Origin of the sequence: Campylobacter sp. RM12647 (genome assembly GCF_020138135.1) — a bacterium.
In the GTDB taxonomy this organism is placed as follows: domain Bacteria; phylum Campylobacterota; class Campylobacteria; order Campylobacterales; family Campylobacteraceae; genus Campylobacter_E.
In genome coordinates this window covers 24415-40619 of the sequence record NZ_JACGAS010000006.1, presented here as the reverse complement: position 1 = coordinate 40619, position 16205 = coordinate 24415, and the positions used below count along the sequence as shown (strand labels likewise).

The following is a 16205-nucleotide window of genomic DNA, read 5'->3' as shown; positions in this document are numbered from 1 at the left end:
TGAAAATGCAAGAACACAATAAATTTGAAGATTTAGTTTTAGAAAGTAACAACAAAAAGAATAAACAAAAACAAATGTTATTTAAGATAATTATAGGCATAATAGTTTTTCTAATTGCCTTGATTATATATAAATTAATAAGCAATGGAGATAGTCAAAAAAGCCCATTACCACCGATAGAACCTAATGCTACATTTGAACAAAAAGCTCAAGATAATGAAGTTTTTGAGAATTTAAAAAGTGAAAATGATGGTTTTAGTGATGATTTTACATCTTTAGAAGAAAGATTAAAAAAAGAAAATAATATAGTAGAACCAGAACCTAAAAAATCTCAAGAAGTTCAAAATGTTGTAAAAGAATTAGCAAAAGCAAATCAACAACCTACGCCAGCACTTGAAACTCCTAAAGAAGAAGTAAAACCTGCTGTAGTTGAAGAGAAAAAGCCTGTGGTTGTAGAAGAGAAAAAACAAGCTACTCAAACAACAAAACAAGAAAACTCAGTATTTGATACATTAAATATTAAAAAACCAGTTGCTCAACAAGAAAAACCAGTAAATAAAGCACCTACTACAAGTGATAATGGAAGCTATATTCAAGTATATGCAGGTAAAAATATTGACCTAAAATCACACGAAATTAAAAAACTAGATACGCTAGGATTACAATATAAAGTAGTTACTGATAATAAAGGTATGAGTAGAGTAATTGTAGGACCTTATTCAAATTCTGATAAAGCAAATGCCTTAAAATTTGTAAGAGATAATGTGAAAAAAGACGCATTTTATTATCATGCAAAATAATATTTACGGAGTGATAGGAAATCCTATCGCTCACTCAAAATCTCCTATAATTCATAACCTATGGTATGAAAGATTAAATATAAATGCTAATTATGAGAAAATTTTAGTAGAAAATCCAAATGATTTAAAAAACACAATTTTAAAATATAAAGGTGTTAATGTAACTTTACCTTATAAAGAAGAAGTTGCAATACTAGCAAATTATAAAGATGAAGGCGTTATAAACACAAAAGCAGCAAATACTATAATAAATGATAATGGAATTTTAAAAGCTTATAATACTGATATATTTGGATTTTATGAACCTATAAAAAATTACAAAATAAACAATGCCTTAATAATAGGAGCTGGTGGGGCTGCTAGGGCTGTTTATTATTCTTTAGCAAAAAATAATATAAAAACTAAAGTAATTAATAGAAGTAAAAAAGATGATTTTTTATGCGAAGTTCATACGACATTAGATGAATTTGAATTTGATTTAATTATAAACTCAACAAGCGCAAGTTTAAAAAATCTACTACCTTTAGAAGAAAATCTTTTAGAAAAACTAGCAAAAAATACAAAAATTGCTTATGATTTAGCATATAATCACGATATATTTTTAGATTTTTGTAAGTTAAAAAATCCAAATATTATTACTCAAGATGGACTTGATATGCTTATTTTTCAAGCAGCCCTTGCTTTTGAATACTTTTGTGGAATTTATCCTAACGAAGATTTAATAAATGAAGCAAGAGAACTTATTAAATAAGAGCATAAAAGGACTAAAGTCATATATTTTTGGCTATGAAAACGAACAAAAAGCTAAAAAATACTTAGAAAAAAATAATTTTAAAATAATTAAAACAAATTATAAAACCAAATTTGGAGAAATTGACATAATCGCTTTAAAAGATAAAACCTTGCATTTTATTGAAGTAAAGTCAAGCAAAAATTATGAAAGCGAATATTATTTAACACCAAAAAAATTAGAAAGAATTATAAAATCTATTTATATTTTTAATCAACATTATGAAGATTACAATAATTTAAATTATTGCATAGATTTAATAGCAATAAACGATAATAATATTAATTATATAGAAAATATAACATAGAAAAAATGATAATTTGAGATTTAAATTCTCAAATTAATCCTAAAAATTTCTTGATAGAATATTTTAAATCTTCATCATCTAAATTATTCATAGCCCACAACAAATATCCATTATCAACAGCTCTAACCTCATCAAAACTTTTGCCCTTGTATTTTCCAAAGCTAAATTTAGTGCTAATTAATGGGGCTTTTGTAATTTCATGCAATTCTTCATAGTTTTTATGCTTTAATAACTCATCTAATAATAATTTCATAACCAAAACATCGCCTATCGCATCATGAGCTTTTATAATTATTCCTAATTTTTGCGCTTCTTCTTGCTCAATTTTATAAAGCCCTAAAAAATATCTTAAATATTGCAATCTGTGATGATTAAAGTCAGGAAATATAGCCTTAGCGCACTTATAAGTATCAATTAATTTAAAATTATTTTGAAAGCCTTCTTTTTCTAACATTCCTAAATCAAACTTAATATTATGAGCTATTAAGTAATTTTCGTTTGAATTAAGTTCATTTAACATTTTTGAGAATTTCGTTTCACTAAATTTTGGCTTATTAATAAGCATTTCAGGGGTTATGTTATGAACTTCCATAGCTTCAAAAGAAATCTTTACTTCACTACTGCATAATTCATCAAATACTAAAACTTTTCTCTCTTGTATATTGTCAAAAATATTTTCAGCATATTCTATTTCATTAATTTCATATTTTTCACTATCAATTACCAAAGCACCTACTTGAATAATCCTATCTAATTCTGTATTTCCTGTAGTTTCTGTATCAAATAAAACATATTTCATAATTATCCTTAAAAGTTTTTTTAATTCTAACAAGTAAGTTTAAAAAGTAGGTTGAATAAAAGGGATTATTAAAATCCCTTGTAGCGTTTTAAATTCTCATCAATTTTGATTTTTTCTCCGTTTTCATCAACATTTACATAAGTTAAAAGTGCACTTGTAACAGGCACACAAACTCCATATAATTTAGGAGTGCAGCGTTCAGCGATAACTTCTACTTGAACTTGTATTGATGTGCTTCCAACTTTTACAATATCAGCATAAAAGCTCACAATATCTCCAACATAAACAGGTTTTTTAAAGGTCATTTGTTCAACTGCAATAGTAACTACTCTACCATTTGCTATTTCTTTAGCTGCAACTGCACCAGCTAAATCTATTTGACTCATTATCCAACCACCAAAAATATTGCCTGCAGGATTTGTATCTTTTGGCATAGCAACTAATCTAAGCCTTGCTTCTTTTAATTCTTTCATATATTCTCCTTATAAAAAAATGTAAATATTAAACATAAAAGATTAAAATTGTCGTTTTTAAATTGAAAATTTTCATCAAAATTACAATTTTTTACAAAAATTTTAAAAAAATTGAAAAAATTTTTATAATTTAAGAAAACTTTAAGAATTTTCACATATAATAACGGCTTTTACATCACAAGAAAAAACTTCTTGAAGGCCCATTCGTCTAGCGGTTAGGACATCGCCCTTTCACGGCGGTAACACGAGTTCGAGTCTCGTATGGGTCACCAATCCTCCTTTATGTTTATTTAATTTAATGAAAAAAATCCTTTTTTACCTTACCCCTGTGAGATAATAACTCAAAATAAAAAAGGATTTTTTTATGATTAAAGACGCGATATCTGGACTTCAGATTTTATTCGTAGCCTTTGGTGCAATGGTATTAGTTCCTTTACTTACCGGACTAAATCCTGCAATGGCTCTTTTAGGTGCTGGGTGCGGAACGATTATTTTTCAAATCATTACGAAATTTAAAGTTCCTATCTATCTTGGCTCATCATTTGCATTCATAACCCCTATAATTTATTCTATGAAAGAATGGGGAATTAATTCAACTATGTTTGCTTTGTTTTGCACAGGATTTGTTTATTTTATCTTTGCTGCAATTATCAAAACAAAAGGTGAAAGTTTTATTAGCAAACTTTTTCCCGCAGTTGTAATTGGCCCTGTAATCATCGTAATAGGTCTTAGCGTTGCTGTAAGTGCGGCTGGAATGGCTATGGGTATGAGTGGCTCAACTCAAGTAATTGATAAAGATATAGCTTTAATGCTTTCTACTTTTTCATTCTTAGTTACTATTGTAATTGCTATTTTTGGCTCAAAAATGTTTAAATTAGTTCCTATTTTAATAGGTGCTATTTGTGGATATATTTTAGCCTTTATTTTAGGCTATGTTGATACTAGTGCAATTAAAGCTGCACCTTGGTTTGCAATCCCACATTTTGAAACACCTAGCATTAATTTTAGTGCAGCAATTTTTATGATACCTGTTGCAATTGCTCCTGTAATTGAGCATATTGGTGCGGTTATGGCAATAGGTGCAGTAACTAAAAAAGATTACACAAAAGACCCAGGTCTTCATAGAACTTTAAGTGGAGATGGTGTTGGAGTTTGTGTTGCAGGTTTAATAGGTGGTCCTCCAGTTACAACTTATTCAGAAGTTACAGGTGCAATAATGATTACAAAAAACGCACAAGTTAAAATTATGACTTGGGCTGCAATATTTGCAATATTACTTGCATTTGTGGGTAAATTTAATGCCATTTTACAATCAATTCCATTGCCTGTAATGGGTGGAGTTATGATACTTTTATTTGGAACAATTGCTAGTCTTGGAATTAAAACCTTAGTTGATGCTAAAATAGATTTAACTAATAATAAAAACCTAGTAATTATTAGCTCTACTTTGATTGTAGGTGTTGGTGGGCTTAGTGCTAGTTTTGGAAGCGTTTCGTTTTCAGGAGTTGGACTTAGTGCCTTACTTGCAATTATTCTAAATCTAATCTTACCTAATAAACAAGATTAATTATTAATTCAAATTCTTTTTAGAATTTGAATTATTATTTTTTAATTTTTTCTTAAATTCTAAAATTTGTTACGAAACTTAACACTTTTTAAAAAAATTATCCATTTTCAATTATTTCAAATTGTAACTTTGTTAAAATCTAACATTTTTTTATGGAGGTTAAAAATGGATTTATTTTTATCACTTACAGGCTTTATTGGGCTTGGATTTATTGTATGGCTACTCTTAAAAGATAAAACCACTCCTGCGATAGCATTTATTTTAGTTAGCTTTGTAGTTGCTGCAATGCTTATGATAATGGATTATTGTGGGTTAGAAGTCGGAAAAGCTTTAGGAGTTAAAGGAGATGTTTTAAACTTTAAAGCAATGAAAGGTTTTATAAAAGATGGTGTAAACACCGTTAGCGATACAGCAGCTTTATTTGTATTTTCTATTCTTTTTTTTAGTGTGCTTAGCGCTAGTGGATTTTTTAATAAAATTATTAATTTCTTACTTAGCAAAGTTACACCAAATGTATTTGTAATCACAATTCTTACTTCACTTATGGCAATGTTTGTTCATCTTGATGGTAGTGGAGCAGCTACATTTTTAATAGTTATTCCGGCTATGCTTCCAATTTATGAAAGACTTGGAATGAGAAAATCATCACTTTTATTAATTTGTGCTAGTGCAATGGGTGTTATGAATGTTCTTCCTTGGGGAGGTCCAACTCTAAGAGCTGCAACGGTTATTAAAGCTGACGCGAATGATTTATGGCATCAATTAATCCCTATGCAAGTTTTAGGTCTTGTTTTAGCACTAGCTTTAGCTATTTTTATCGGTTATCAAGAAAAAAGGCGTGGTGCTGGTGGTAATCTTGAAGGAATTAAACTTGAAATTGAAAAAAGCGAATTTCAAAACGATAAATTTTTCTTAGTAAATGTATTTTTACTAATAGCTGTTATTGCTGCTTTAGTAATTAATGTATTACCTTCTTATGTTTGCTTTATGATAGGTTTTGCAATTGCGTTGCCACTAAATTATCCTAATTTAAAAATAGCTAAAAAAGTTTTAGATAAAGCAAGTGGTGGAGCAATAATGATGTATATTACTTTAATTGGTGCAGGAATTTTAATCGGTGTATTTGATAAAAGTGGAATTATGAATAAAATGGGAGCTTCAATTCTAACTCTTGTGCCTAATGAATATGGTAATTTAATTCCTTTAGTAGTAGGCTTACTTGCTGTTCCTATGGCATTAATCTTTTGCACGGATTCTTATTTTTATGGCGTTATGCCTGTGGTTTTAAGCGTTACAAATGCTTTTGGAATTGACCCAATGAACCTTGCTATTATTATGGTTTTAGCTAGAAATTGTGCTACATTTATAAGCCCTGTTGTTCCTGCTACATTGCTTGGATGTGGTCTTGCTGATGTATCTATAAAAGACCATATTAAACGCTCATTCTTTTATATTTGGGCAATTAGTATTATTTGCTTAATTTTTGGATATATTGCAGGAATAATCCCACACTTATTTTAATATCTCTCCTAAGAGAGATATTAGATATTTGCTAGTATATTTTGAGCTTTCTTAATTACTGGCAAATCTATCATATTGCCTTTATAATTAAATACAATATCATCAGTATTTTTTGCCAATTCTACTATTTCTTTAGCCCATAGAATTTGTTCTTTAGTAGGACTAAATACTTGATTGATTATTGGAATTTGATTTGGATGAATGCTTAAAGACCCGCCAAAACCCATAGAAGATACAAATTCTAATTCAGATTTTAAACCAATTTCATCTTTAATATCAGGATATACTCCATTAATTGGTGGTAATAATTTATATTTTGCACTTTTTATCACTATTTGATTTCTTATGTGATTTAATAAATTTTCTCTTCCACTGCCTTCTTTTAATCCTAATTCTAAAGAAATATCTAAAGCACCAAAACTTAATAATTTAATTAATTTTGAACTTGCAATATCATCTAAATTATCAACGCCCAAAGCACTTTCAATAATTGGAATTATTATTAAATCTTTAAAATCTTTAAATAATTCAAATTCTTTTGAACTCTCACTCTTAGGCAATACAATTGCATATAATTTTTTCATTTTATTTAATTCATCTAATAATTTCATATCATCATTAAAATATTCACTCTTAGTATCATTAATTCTTATAAAAAAATTAGCATCTGTATTATTTGCAAATTCTAAAATATTAGCCCTGCCTTTATCTTTTTGATTAGGGCTAATTGAATCTTCTAAATCAATAATAATATAATCAGCTCCACTATTTAAAGCCTTATTAAATCTATCATTTTTAATTGATGGAACAAACAAAAAACTCTTAGTTTTCATCTCTTACCTTTATTATGTTTTTTGATTGTAGTTGAGAAATCTCATCTTTAAATCCAAATTCTTTTAAGATTTTATGAGTATGTTCTCCTAACGCTGGGATTTTATCCATTCTAGGCTCATAATTATTATTTGTAGCCGGTGGCAATAATGCTGGGATTTTACCTACTTCAGTATCAACTTCTCTCCATCTATTTCTACTTTTTAATTGAGAGTGATTCCACACATCTTTTAATTCATTTACATTACCATTTGCAATTTTTGCTTTTTCTAATCTATCCACAACATCTTTTGCCGTTAGATTTTTAAATTTATTTTCTATTATTTCTTTAATCTTTTGTGCGTTTTTTGTTCTTAATGTGTTATTTTTAAATTCTTCATCATTAATTAAGCTTTCATCTTCTAATACAATCTTACAAAAATTACTCCATTCTCTTTCATTTTGAAGACCAAACATAACAACATTACCATCACCAGCCTTATAAGGACCATAAGGGGTAATACTAGCGTGAAAAGCACCTTTTTTAATAGGCGGATTAGCACCCTTATAAGTATAATATATTGGATACCCCATCCATTCAGCCATACATTCTAACATTGATATTTCTATTCTTGAGCCTTTATTTGTTTTTTCAAGATATAAAAGTGCTTGTAAAATCCCACTATAAGCATACATTCCAGCAGATATATCAGCTATACTAATTGGCACTTTTACACACTCATCACCATTTCCTGTTATAGATACTAAGCCACTTTCTGATTGAATTAATAAATCATAAGCTTTTTTGTGTTCGTATTCTCCACCTTCTCCATAGCCAGAAATATCACAAACAATCATTTTTGGATTATATTTAATTAAATTTTCATAATCTAATCCTAATCTTTTTGCAGCCCCAAATGCTAGATTTTGAACGAAAATATCCACCTTAGGTAAAATTGATTTTATTATTTTCATACCTTCTTCGGTTTTTAAATCAATAGCTAAACTCTCCTTGCTTCTATTAGTCCATACAAAATGACTTGCAAGTCCATCTACTCTAGTATCATATCCTCTTGCCAAATCCCCTACATCAGGGCGTTCTATCTTAATAACTCTAGCACCTAAATCAGCTAATTGTCTAGTGCAAAATGGTGCTGCTATTGCTTGTTCTATACTTAATACTAATTTTCCTTCTAATGGCAACATTTTTTCTCCTTTATTTATAATTTATAATACCTTGATGAGCTATAAAGCCATCTTTATTTATCCACACATTTGCTTCGTTTTCACTAATTATTTTTGACTCGACGCAAAAACTACTAGGAGTGCAAACTGCGTGTAATCCTCTATAACTATATTTTGTGATTTTTTTATCTTTATGATTTTTTGCAAAACAACTAATCATCTTAGTAGCTAATAAAGGTCCGTGAATTACTAAGCCGCTATATCCTTCAACCATAGTAGCGTAAGGATAATCATAATGAATTTTATGCCCATTAAAAGTAAGTGCTGAATATCTAAATAATAAAGTAGAATCAGGGCAAAAACTTTCAGAAAAATCAGCTTCGCTTACAGGTTTATTGCTAGTTAATTTTGGCGGAGTTGGCTCTTTATAAACTATATCTTGTTCTTCAATAATTTTTAAATCTTCATCTTGATAATATTTATGCTCTAAAGTAACAAAAATTAATTTTCCTGTATTTCCAATTTTTTCTTGAATATCTTTTATAGTAGTAATTTTAGTAGCGATTTTGCCTATAATCAACGCTGAATTAAAAGTAAATCTACCACCAGCCCACATACGATTAACATTTCCAAAACTAGGTAAAAAACTATCATCACTTCCGCCTAATTTAGGGTGTCCGTCTTTGCCTAATTTATCTTTACTTAAAGCTTTATTAAAAAAGCACCATTGCCATAAATAAGGTAATTCATCACCTAATTTTAAATCTTTATAATCAAGTGTTGCGACTATTTTTTCAACTTGAGTAAGACTTATTTCTTCTTTTATAATTTCTTGTTTGCCTATATAATTTTTAAATTCCATAATTTTCCCTTTCATAAATTAATTAATAACACCTAAAAACAATAACAAAAACCCAAATAACACAAGCAAAATAGGTAATATTAATAACCTAATAAATAAATATTTTCTTTCTTGCTCATCTTGTGTCCCTGCTAAAACCAATGCTCCACCTGATGAAAAACTTGAATACCCCGTAAATGTTGCAAATGTTGCGATAATAGAAAATGCCAAAGATGGCTCTAATACGCTAAGACTTGGAACAATAGGAAAAAATGTCGGCATTACAACGCCCATACTAGAAGCAAACGCACTCATTGAAGAAGATAAAACGCCTAATAAATAATATATCCAGCTACTATCATTGCCACCTTGAGCACTTAAAAAATTGCTTATTATTTGCATAGCACCAGTAGATTTTCCAAGTGCTATTAGCATAGTTAATGCACCAATCATAAAAATTAAATTCCAAGGTATATTTTTAAAAGCTTGTGTTTCATCTCCTATCTTAAATACAATAGCTAAAATAATTCCTAAGAATGAAACAAAAGTAGGATTAAAAAATATAGTCATTTTACTCATCAATAAATTTTCAGGTTGAAAAGATAAATAAATTGATGGAACCATAACCAAAGAAAATACAAATGTAACTATTAAAATCGTTTTAATTTGTATAGAATTTAGTTTTTCAGGTTTATCAATATTTGATGAATATACAACCTTATACCCCTTTAATAACACATATCCTAAAATAAAAATTAAAGTATGTGCTATAAACATATTTTTTCCAAGATTTAATTGCATAATTGCTGATTGTTCAGGTGTAAAACCTAAATTCTCAATTAGATTATAAGTAACCCTACCACCTAAAGTAAAAGGATTAAATCCCCCAGCACAAGAACCTGAATAAATTATAATAGCAGCTAAAATTTTATTCATTTTAATCTTATTAGCTATGTATAAAACTAATGGGCTCATAAAGGCAAATCCAGCATAATGCCCTGGTCCAATACCGACAAAAATTACAACAACAATATATAAAACTATAGGAATACTCCAAGGATAGTTTCTTACCCCATAAACTGCTTTTGAAGCTAGATTATTTAAAGTTCCATTATTTATGACAAAGCCATAAAAATAAGTAATAGAAACTAAGATAAAAAATAAATCAAGCCCCCATAATTTTACAATTTCACTAGGTTTTAAGCCATAAATATAAGCAGCAATAAAGCATAAAACAATTGCAAAAATACCAATATTTGCTTTAAATAAATAGCCTAAAACTATTGACAATAATAAAAAAAATAAAATGATTAAGTTAATTTGTTCAATCATAAATCCTCCTTGCTTAAATACTATAAGAAAAGAAAATCATTAAGATTAATATAAGAATAAAATATAATAAAAATAAAAATCATTGTTACAATTTTACACAATTAATAATAATTTTTATCCTTTAATATATTTTCTTAAAAAATTATAATTATTTTATTAATTTGATATTTTGATTTTTTATTTAATTGAAAGAATTTATTTAAAAGAATTTAAAACTAACTCGTTTTAAATTCTTAAAAGGTTATTTTTTTAATTCGTTAGCTTTATCGCAACCAATTGCTAAGCCAAAAGAACAAGCTAATTGATAGTAATAACCTGCTGCTTGAATGTTTTGAGAAGTTGAAGTGCCTTGTAATAAAACATTTGCAATATTTAAACAAGAGCTTGCATTTTTGTTAGTAATGCAGTTAGTTTGCTCGTCTTTTAAGCTAGGATTTAAAGCAGTTTGTAATGCAAGATTCATTAAATTGCTTTTTACAACTTCATTTTCTTGACTAACACAAGCACTAAAAATAAATAAAGAACTTGTAATTAAAATTAATTTTTTCATATAATCTCCTTAAAAAATCGCTAATTATATGCAAAATAACATAAATTTATATTAATTTTGTATGATAAATAAAATTTATTTTAAAGGCTTTTAAATGACATTTTCAGAAATTATTTTAAACTTACAAAAGTATTGGTGCGAGCAAGGTTGTGCTTTAATTCAGCCTTATGATTTTCCTGCAGGTGCAGGGACTTTTCATCCACAAACATTCTTAAAATCACTTGGAACAAAACCACATAATGTTTGTTATGTTGCTCCATCTCGCCGTCCAACTGATGGAAGATACGGAGAAAATCCAAATCGTTTAGGTGCTTACTATCAATTTCAAGTATTAATGAAACCAAGTCCAGCGAATATTCAAGATTTATATTTAAATAGCTTAAAAGTTTTAGGAATTGATTTAAATAAACACGATGTAAGATTTATAGAAGATAACTGGGAAAGCCCATCTTTAGGAGCTTGGGGGCTTGGCTGGGAAGTATGGCTTGATGGAATGGAAGTTACTCAATTTACTTATTTTCAACAAGTTGGTGGATTTTCTTGTGATTTAATTAGTGCAGAGATTACTTACGGACTTGAACGCTTGGCAATGTATATTCAAGATATTGATAATGTTTATGATATTAATTGGGGCGGTGGGCTAACTTATGCTGATGTTCATAAGCAAGGTGAGTTTGAATACTCTAAGTTTAATTTTGAATTAGCAAATGCTTCAAGACTTAAAGAAATGTTTGATATTTCATATAATGAAGCAAGAAGTGTGCTTGATAGTGGTTACTCACTACCTGCGTATGATTATTGTCTAATGTGCGCGCATTTATTTAATACCCTTGATGCTAGGGGTGCAATTAGCGTTACTCAAAGACAAGATTTTATGCTAAAAATAAGAGAACTTAGCAAAGATTGTGCTAGTGTGTATTTAAAAAGCCAAGAGAATTTAAAATAAATTATAATTTGCTTATTTTGGTTTATATTGATTTTTCAATATAAACCAAGTAAAAATATTAAAATCAAATTCCATAAACTAAAAAATTGAATATTTAATTTTGTTACTTTTAGTAACAAATAAATGGTTAAAACAAAAGCAAACTCATCTTTTTCAATCTAAAATATTAAAATAAAATCACTATTTAAAATTAGGAGTTTAAAGGTGATTAGTAAGGTTTTAATAGCAAATAGGGGAGAAATTGCTGTTCGTATCATAAGAGCTTGTAGGGATTTACATATTCAAAGTGTAGCTATCTATACAAAGCCTGATGAAAATTGTCTGCATGTAAAAATCGCAAGTGAAGCAAAATGTATAGGTGAAGATGCCATTAAAGGCTATTTAGACGCAAAAATAATAATCCAAACTGCAAAAGAATGTGGTGCTGATGCAATCCATCCTGGATATGGATTTTTAAGTGAAAATTATGAATTCGCAAAAATGGTAGAAGATGCAGGATTAATTTTCGTTGGACCAAAATCTCAAGTTATTAAAAATATGGGAAATAAAAATATAGCAAGAGAATTAATGCAAAAAAACGGCATTCCAGTAGTTCCAGGAACAAAAGTATTAAATGAATGCAAAGAAGAAGAAATAAAAGAATTTGCCAAAAAAATTGGCTATCCTGTAATATTAAAAGCTAGTGGAGGTGGCGGTGGTCGTGGGATTAAAGAAGTCTGGAATGAAGATGAATTAATACCTGCATTTAATACTTGCAAAAGAGAAGCTAAAGCATATTTTAATAATGATGATGTCTTTATGGAAAAACTCATAGAAAATCCACGCCACATAGAATTTCAAATATTAGGCGATAATTATGGCAATATAATTCATTTATGCGAAAGAGATTGTTCTATTCAAAGACGCCATCAAAAAATAATAGAAATCGCACCTTGTCCATCAATAAGCGAGCATTTAAGAAAAAGTATGGGAGCTACTGCAGTAGCAGCCGCAAAAGCGGCTGGATATACTAATGCAGGAACGGTTGAGTTTTTATTAGATGATTACAATAGATTTTATTTTATGGAGATGAATACTAGAATACAAGTTGAACACGGCGTTACAGAAGAGATAACAGGGGTTGATTTAATAGTAAGGCAATTAAGATATGCAGCAGGACAAATTCAAGAATTAGAACAAAGTGATATTAAATCAAATGGTTTTGCTATTGAAGCTAGAATTACTGCAGAAGATGCTAATAAGAATTTCATACCAACACCAGGAATGGTTACAGAATATTATCCTGCTTTAGGACCTTCAGTTAGGGTTGATAGCCATCTTTATAAAGGTTATAAAATCCCGCCATTTTACGATTCTTTAGTCGCAAAATTAGTTGTAAAAGCGTCTAGTTATGATTTAGCGGTAAATAAATTAGAAAGAGCTTTAGAAGAATTTACAATAGAAGGCGTAAAAACAACAATTTCATTTTTAAAAACTATTGCAAAAAGTAAAGAATTTAGAAAAGGTATTTTTGATACGAGTTATATAAAAACAAATTTAGAAAAAATTCTAAGCAATATTGATGATAAAAATAAAAAAGATAAAGATGAAATAATCGCTTCAATTTGTGCGGCATTAAAAGATAAATTAAATTAAAGGAGAGAAAAATGGCTAAAAAATATATAGATATTATGGATACAAGTTTTCGTGATGGCTTTCAATCAGTTTATGGAGCTAGAGTTTTAATGAATGATTTTTTCCCAGCATTACAAGCTGCAAAAGAAGCTGGGATAAGGCATTTTGAATTTGGTGGCGGGGCAAGATTTCAAAGCCTTTATTTTTATACAAACGAAGACGCATTTACTATGATGGATAAATTCCGTGAAATTGTAGGAGATGGTATTAATCTTCAAACCCTTGCTCGTGGAGTAAATACCGTTACACTTGATACTGGTAGTCGTGAAATAATAGATTTACACGCAAAATTATTCGCAAAACACGGAACTACTACGATTAGAAATTTTGACGCTTTAAATGATGTTGAGAATTTAAAATATAGTGGCGAAAGAATAGTGCATTATGGTTTAAAACACGAAATTGTAATAACTATGATGGATTTACCAATAGGTTGCAAAGGCGCTCACGATACTAAGTTTTATGAAAAAACCTTAAAAGAAATTTTAAAAGCTAATATCCCATTTCATAGCATTTGTTTTAAAGACGCATCAGGGACAAGTAATCCACAAAAAGTATATGAAACAATAAAAATGGCTAGAAAACTTTTACCTGCAAATACTCACATTAGACTTCATACTCACGAAAGTGCAGGTGTTAGTGTAGCTTGTTATTTAGCAGCACTTGAAGCTGGTGTTGATGGAATTGACCTTGCAGCAGCTCCTGTTAGTGGTGGAACAAGTCAGCCTGATATTCTTACAATGTTACACGCTGTAAAAGGTAAAAATTATGATTTAGGTGGGCTTGAAGTTGAAAAAATCTTAAAATATGAAGAAGTATTTAAAGATTGTATGAAAGATTATTTTATGCCACCTGAAGCTATACAAGTTAGTCCATTAATACCGATTTCACCTATGCCAGGTGGAGCATTAACAGCGAATACTCAAATGATGAGAGATAATAATGTATTAGATAAATTCCCTGATACTATAAAAGCGATGAGCGAAGTGGTAAAAAAAGGTGGCTTTGGAACTAGTGTAACTCCTGTTAGTCAATTTTATTTCCAACAAGCATTTAATAATGTAATGTTTGGCGAATGGAAAAAAATCGCAGAAGGCTATGGCAAAATGGTTTTAGGCTATTTTGGAAAAACCCCTGTAGCACCAGATCCAAAAATAGTAAAACTTGCAAGTGAGCAATTAAATCTAAAACCAACAAAAGAAAAAGCAATAGATTTAGCCGACCTTGATGAGACAAAATCACTTAAATACATTGAAAAAATACTTAAAAAAGAAGGTATTTTAGTAACTGATGAAAATCTATTCATAGTTGCAGCTTGTAAAGAAAAAGGATTAGCATTTTTAAAAGGTGAAGCAAAAGTCAATGTTAGAAAAATTTCTCAAAATACTAAATCAAATTCTAACAATCTTTATTCAGTGCAAGTCAATGATAAAACCTATGATGTAGAAATTGAAAAAGATAAAATTTTAGTAAATGGCAATAGCTACGAAGTAAAAGTAAAAGAAAAAGAAAATACTTCAAAAATTATTGAAAAACAAGAAATTTCACAATCAATAGCTAATGATAAAAGCATTTTAGCCTCAATGTCAGGAAATGTGTTTAAAGTACTTGTAAAAGCAGGAGATAAAGTAAAAGCAGGGCAAGAATTATTCATTCTTGAAGCTATGAAAATGGAAGTTCCAATTGAAGCAACGAGTGATGGAATAATAGATAAAATACTTGTAAAACAAGGAGATAATGTAGAAGCTATGCAAATTTTAGCTAGTTTAAAATAAATTTTAGAATCTGTTTTTACAGATTCTAACATATCTTTAAGTTAATATTTTAAGTATTTTTTATATAAAAACTATGAGTTAATGCAACCGCCATTGCGTCGGTTATATCAAGTGGTTTTATTTCTTTATTGATTTTTAAAAGCTTTTTAACCATAAAAGCTACTTGTTCTTTCTCTGCTTTTGCTTTGCCTGTGATTGTTTTTTTAACTTGTAAAGCTGTATATTCACTAAAATTCCCATAAGTTTGTAAGATTTTAAGTAGCATTGCTCCACGAAATTGTGCGAGTTTTAAAACACTTTGCGGATTATAAGCAAAAAATATATTTTCAACCGCCACACTAGCATTTGGAACTTTTTTAAAAATCATTTCTAAAGCTTCGTTTAATTCTAAAATATTATCTATTAATTCTTTACTCTTAAATCTTATTAAACCTGCTTCTAAAAGAGTATTTGTGCTACCATTTTTTTCTAAAAGGCAATATCCACAAAATCTAGTTCCTGGGTCAAATCCTAAAATTTTCATATGTGAAATCCTTGTGAAATTTAAAATTATTTTTTTATGAAATACTTATTATTACGATAAATTTCTTAATGAAATAGAATTTCACATAAACTGATTTTTATAGAATTTCACGAAAATTTATAAGAATTTTAAAAATTACAATAAAAATTCATAAAAAAATTTCACTAAATTAAAGAATTTTTTTAAAGAGCTTGTGAAATTTATGATGAAATATTGTAAATTGTTTGTATATTTTTGGTATATTTTTTCACTATTAAAAGCATTGATATATAGGTGTTTTAAATATTTTTAAACAAATATTACTAGATTTTC

At 28.7% G+C, this 16205-nt stretch carries 16 protein-coding genes, 1 tRNA gene and 1 pseudogene; 10 read left to right on the top strand and 8 right to left on the bottom strand.

Going from position 1 to position 16205, the window contains the following annotated elements; translation table 11 throughout:
• Window positions 1-5 precede the first annotated feature (5 nt).
• From AVBRAN12647_RS03665 to AVBRAN12647_RS03655, 3 genes are read left to right on the top strand one after another with little or no spacing between them, the layout of a single operon-like run.
• Entirely contained in the window at window positions 6-800 is a 795-nt protein-coding gene (locus AVBRAN12647_RS03665) for an SPOR domain-containing protein (protein WP_336614718.1), read from the top strand.
• Window positions 790-1551 carry a shikimate dehydrogenase gene (locus AVBRAN12647_RS03660; RefSeq protein ID WP_336614717.1) on the top strand — a complete coding sequence of 254 codons (762 nt, stop codon included), beginning with the start codon at window positions 790-792 and terminating at the stop codon, window positions 1549-1551. The genes AVBRAN12647_RS03665 and AVBRAN12647_RS03660 overlap by 11 nt, the downstream gene beginning before the upstream one ends.
• A complete protein-coding gene (locus AVBRAN12647_RS03655) occupies window positions 1526-1897 on the top strand; it encodes a YraN family protein (RefSeq protein ID WP_214119971.1) in 372 nt (123 codons plus the stop codon). Before AVBRAN12647_RS03660 ends, AVBRAN12647_RS03655 begins: the two co-directional genes overlap by 26 nt.
• Window positions 1898-1925: 28 nt before the next feature.
• Here the strand turns inward: AVBRAN12647_RS03655 and AVBRAN12647_RS03650 are convergent, their stop codons facing one another.
• Both AVBRAN12647_RS03650 and AVBRAN12647_RS03645 read right to left on the bottom strand, forming a co-directional pair.
• Entirely contained in the window at window positions 1926-2699 is a 774-nt protein-coding gene (locus AVBRAN12647_RS03650) for an exonuclease domain-containing protein (protein WP_214149949.1), read from the bottom strand.
• A gap of 65 nt (window positions 2700-2764) precedes the next feature.
• Window positions 2765-3169, bottom strand: a complete 405-nt coding sequence (locus AVBRAN12647_RS03645) for an acyl-CoA thioesterase (protein WP_214116195.1) — start codon at window positions 3167-3169, stop codon at window positions 2765-2767.
• 197 nt (window positions 3170-3366) lie between these two features.
• Between AVBRAN12647_RS03645 and AVBRAN12647_RS03640 the strand changes: the two genes are divergently transcribed.
• The 3 genes from AVBRAN12647_RS03640 (at window position 3367) to AVBRAN12647_RS03630 (ending at window position 6257) form a co-directional block, all read left to right on the top strand.
• Window positions 3367-3441: transfer RNA gene (locus AVBRAN12647_RS03640), tRNA-Glu, on the top strand.
• A 92-nt stretch (window positions 3442-3533) separates the two neighbouring features.
• Window positions 3534-4736, top strand: coding sequence for a uracil-xanthine permease family protein (locus tag AVBRAN12647_RS03635; protein ID WP_214116193.1), 1203 nt, complete (start codon window positions 3534-3536; stop codon window positions 4734-4736).
• Between the two features lie 165 nt (window positions 4737-4901).
• Window positions 4902-6257, top strand: a complete 1356-nt coding sequence (locus tag AVBRAN12647_RS03630) for a CitMHS family transporter (RefSeq protein ID WP_214149941.1) — start codon at window positions 4902-4904, stop codon at window positions 6255-6257.
• A 20-nt stretch (window positions 6258-6277) separates the two neighbouring features.
• Here the strand turns inward: AVBRAN12647_RS03630 and AVBRAN12647_RS03625 are convergent, their stop codons facing one another.
• From AVBRAN12647_RS03625 to AVBRAN12647_RS03605, 5 genes are all read right to left on the bottom strand, one after another.
• Window positions 6278-7090, bottom strand: coding sequence for an HpcH/HpaI aldolase/citrate lyase family protein (locus AVBRAN12647_RS03625; protein WP_214116190.1), 813 nt, complete (start codon window positions 7088-7090; stop codon window positions 6278-6280).
• On the bottom strand, window positions 7080-8273 hold the full coding sequence (locus AVBRAN12647_RS03620) for a CaiB/BaiF CoA transferase family protein (RefSeq protein WP_214119967.1): 1194 nt from the start codon (window positions 8271-8273) through the stop codon (window positions 7080-7082). The genes AVBRAN12647_RS03625 and AVBRAN12647_RS03620 overlap by 11 nt, the downstream gene beginning before the upstream one ends.
• Window positions 8274-8283: 10 nt before the next feature.
• Window positions 8284-9114: a hypothetical protein gene (locus AVBRAN12647_RS03615; RefSeq protein ID WP_336607015.1), complete on the bottom strand. Its 831-nt coding sequence runs from the start codon at window positions 9112-9114 to the stop codon at window positions 8284-8286.
• An 18-nt stretch (window positions 9115-9132) separates the two neighbouring features.
• Window positions 9133-10422 carry an SLC13 family permease gene (locus AVBRAN12647_RS03610; protein WP_214116450.1) on the bottom strand — a complete coding sequence of 430 codons (1290 nt, stop codon included), beginning with the start codon at window positions 10420-10422 and terminating at the stop codon, window positions 9133-9135.
• 244 nt (window positions 10423-10666) lie between these two features.
• Window positions 10667-10975 carry an SEL1-like repeat protein gene (locus AVBRAN12647_RS03605; protein WP_336608622.1) on the bottom strand — a complete coding sequence of 103 codons (309 nt, stop codon included), beginning with the start codon at window positions 10973-10975 and terminating at the stop codon, window positions 10667-10669.
• 94 nt (window positions 10976-11069) lie between these two features.
• On the opposite strand from AVBRAN12647_RS03605, the gene glyQ reads away from it, so the two are divergent.
• From glyQ to AVBRAN12647_RS09705, 4 genes and pseudogenes are all read left to right on the top strand, one after another.
• A complete protein-coding gene (gene glyQ / locus AVBRAN12647_RS03600; RefSeq protein ID WP_214116180.1) occupies window positions 11070-11921 on the top strand; it encodes a glycine--tRNA ligase subunit alpha in 852 nt (283 codons plus the stop codon).
• Between the two features lie 204 nt (window positions 11922-12125).
• A complete protein-coding gene (locus AVBRAN12647_RS03595; protein ID WP_214119965.1) occupies window positions 12126-13556 on the top strand; it encodes an acetyl-CoA carboxylase subunit A in 1431 nt (476 codons plus the stop codon).
• 11 nt (window positions 13557-13567) lie between these two features.
• A pseudogene (locus AVBRAN12647_RS03590) lies at window positions 13568-15050 on the top strand (biotin attachment protein); the annotation flags it as partial.
• 128 nt (window positions 15051-15178) lie between these two features.
• Window positions 15179-15370: an acetyl-CoA carboxylase biotin carboxyl carrier protein subunit gene (locus AVBRAN12647_RS09705; protein ID WP_442862219.1), complete on the top strand. Its 192-nt coding sequence runs from the start codon at window positions 15179-15181 to the stop codon at window positions 15368-15370.
• A gap of 49 nt (window positions 15371-15419) precedes the next feature.
• On the opposite strand, the gene ruvC is transcribed toward AVBRAN12647_RS09705, so the two are convergent.
• Window positions 15420-15893, bottom strand: coding sequence for a crossover junction endodeoxyribonuclease RuvC (gene ruvC, locus AVBRAN12647_RS03585; protein WP_214116175.1), 474 nt, complete (start codon window positions 15891-15893; stop codon window positions 15420-15422).
• Between the last annotated feature and the right edge of the window lie 312 nt (window positions 15894-16205).

What these genes read in the sequence shown, in the direction of transcription:
- AVBRAN12647_RS03655 (WP_214119971.1), top strand. Translation starts at nt 1,526, where the DNA reads ATGAAGCAAGAGAACTTATTAAATAAGAGCATAAAAGGACTAAAGTCA.
- AVBRAN12647_RS09705 (WP_442862219.1), top strand. Translation starts at nt 15,179, where the DNA reads ATGTCAGGAAATGTGTTTAAAGTACTTGTAAAAGCAGGAGATAAAGTA.
- AVBRAN12647_RS03605 (WP_336608622.1), bottom strand. Translation starts at nt 10,975, where the DNA reads ATGAAAAAATTAATTTTAATTACAAGTTCTTTATTTATTTTTAGTGCT.
- AVBRAN12647_RS03645 (WP_214116195.1), bottom strand. Translation starts at nt 3,169, where the DNA reads ATGAAAGAATTAAAAGAAGCAAGGCTTAGATTAGTTGCTATGCCAAAA.
- AVBRAN12647_RS03665 (WP_336614718.1), top strand. Translation starts at nt 6, where the DNA reads ATGCAAGAACACAATAAATTTGAAGATTTAGTTTTAGAAAGTAACAAC.
- AVBRAN12647_RS03615 (WP_336607015.1), bottom strand. Translation starts at nt 9,114, where the DNA reads ATGGAATTTAAAAATTATATAGGCAAACAAGAAATTATAAAAGAAGAA.
- AVBRAN12647_RS03625 (WP_214116190.1), bottom strand. Translation starts at nt 7,090, where the DNA reads ATGAAAACTAAGAGTTTTTTGTTTGTTCCATCAATTAAAAATGATAGA.
- AVBRAN12647_RS03635 (WP_214116193.1), top strand. Translation starts at nt 3,534, where the DNA reads ATGATTAAAGACGCGATATCTGGACTTCAGATTTTATTCGTAGCCTTT.
- AVBRAN12647_RS03630 (WP_214149941.1), top strand. Translation starts at nt 4,902, where the DNA reads ATGGATTTATTTTTATCACTTACAGGCTTTATTGGGCTTGGATTTATT.
- ruvC (WP_214116175.1), bottom strand. Translation starts at nt 15,893, where the DNA reads ATGAAAATTTTAGGATTTGACCCAGGAACTAGATTTTGTGGATATTGC.
- AVBRAN12647_RS03620 (WP_214119967.1), bottom strand. Translation starts at nt 8,273, where the DNA reads ATGTTGCCATTAGAAGGAAAATTAGTATTAAGTATAGAACAAGCAATA.
- glyQ (WP_214116180.1), top strand. Translation starts at nt 11,070, where the DNA reads ATGACATTTTCAGAAATTATTTTAAACTTACAAAAGTATTGGTGCGAG.
- AVBRAN12647_RS03660 (WP_336614717.1), top strand. Translation starts at nt 790, where the DNA reads ATGCAAAATAATATTTACGGAGTGATAGGAAATCCTATCGCTCACTCA.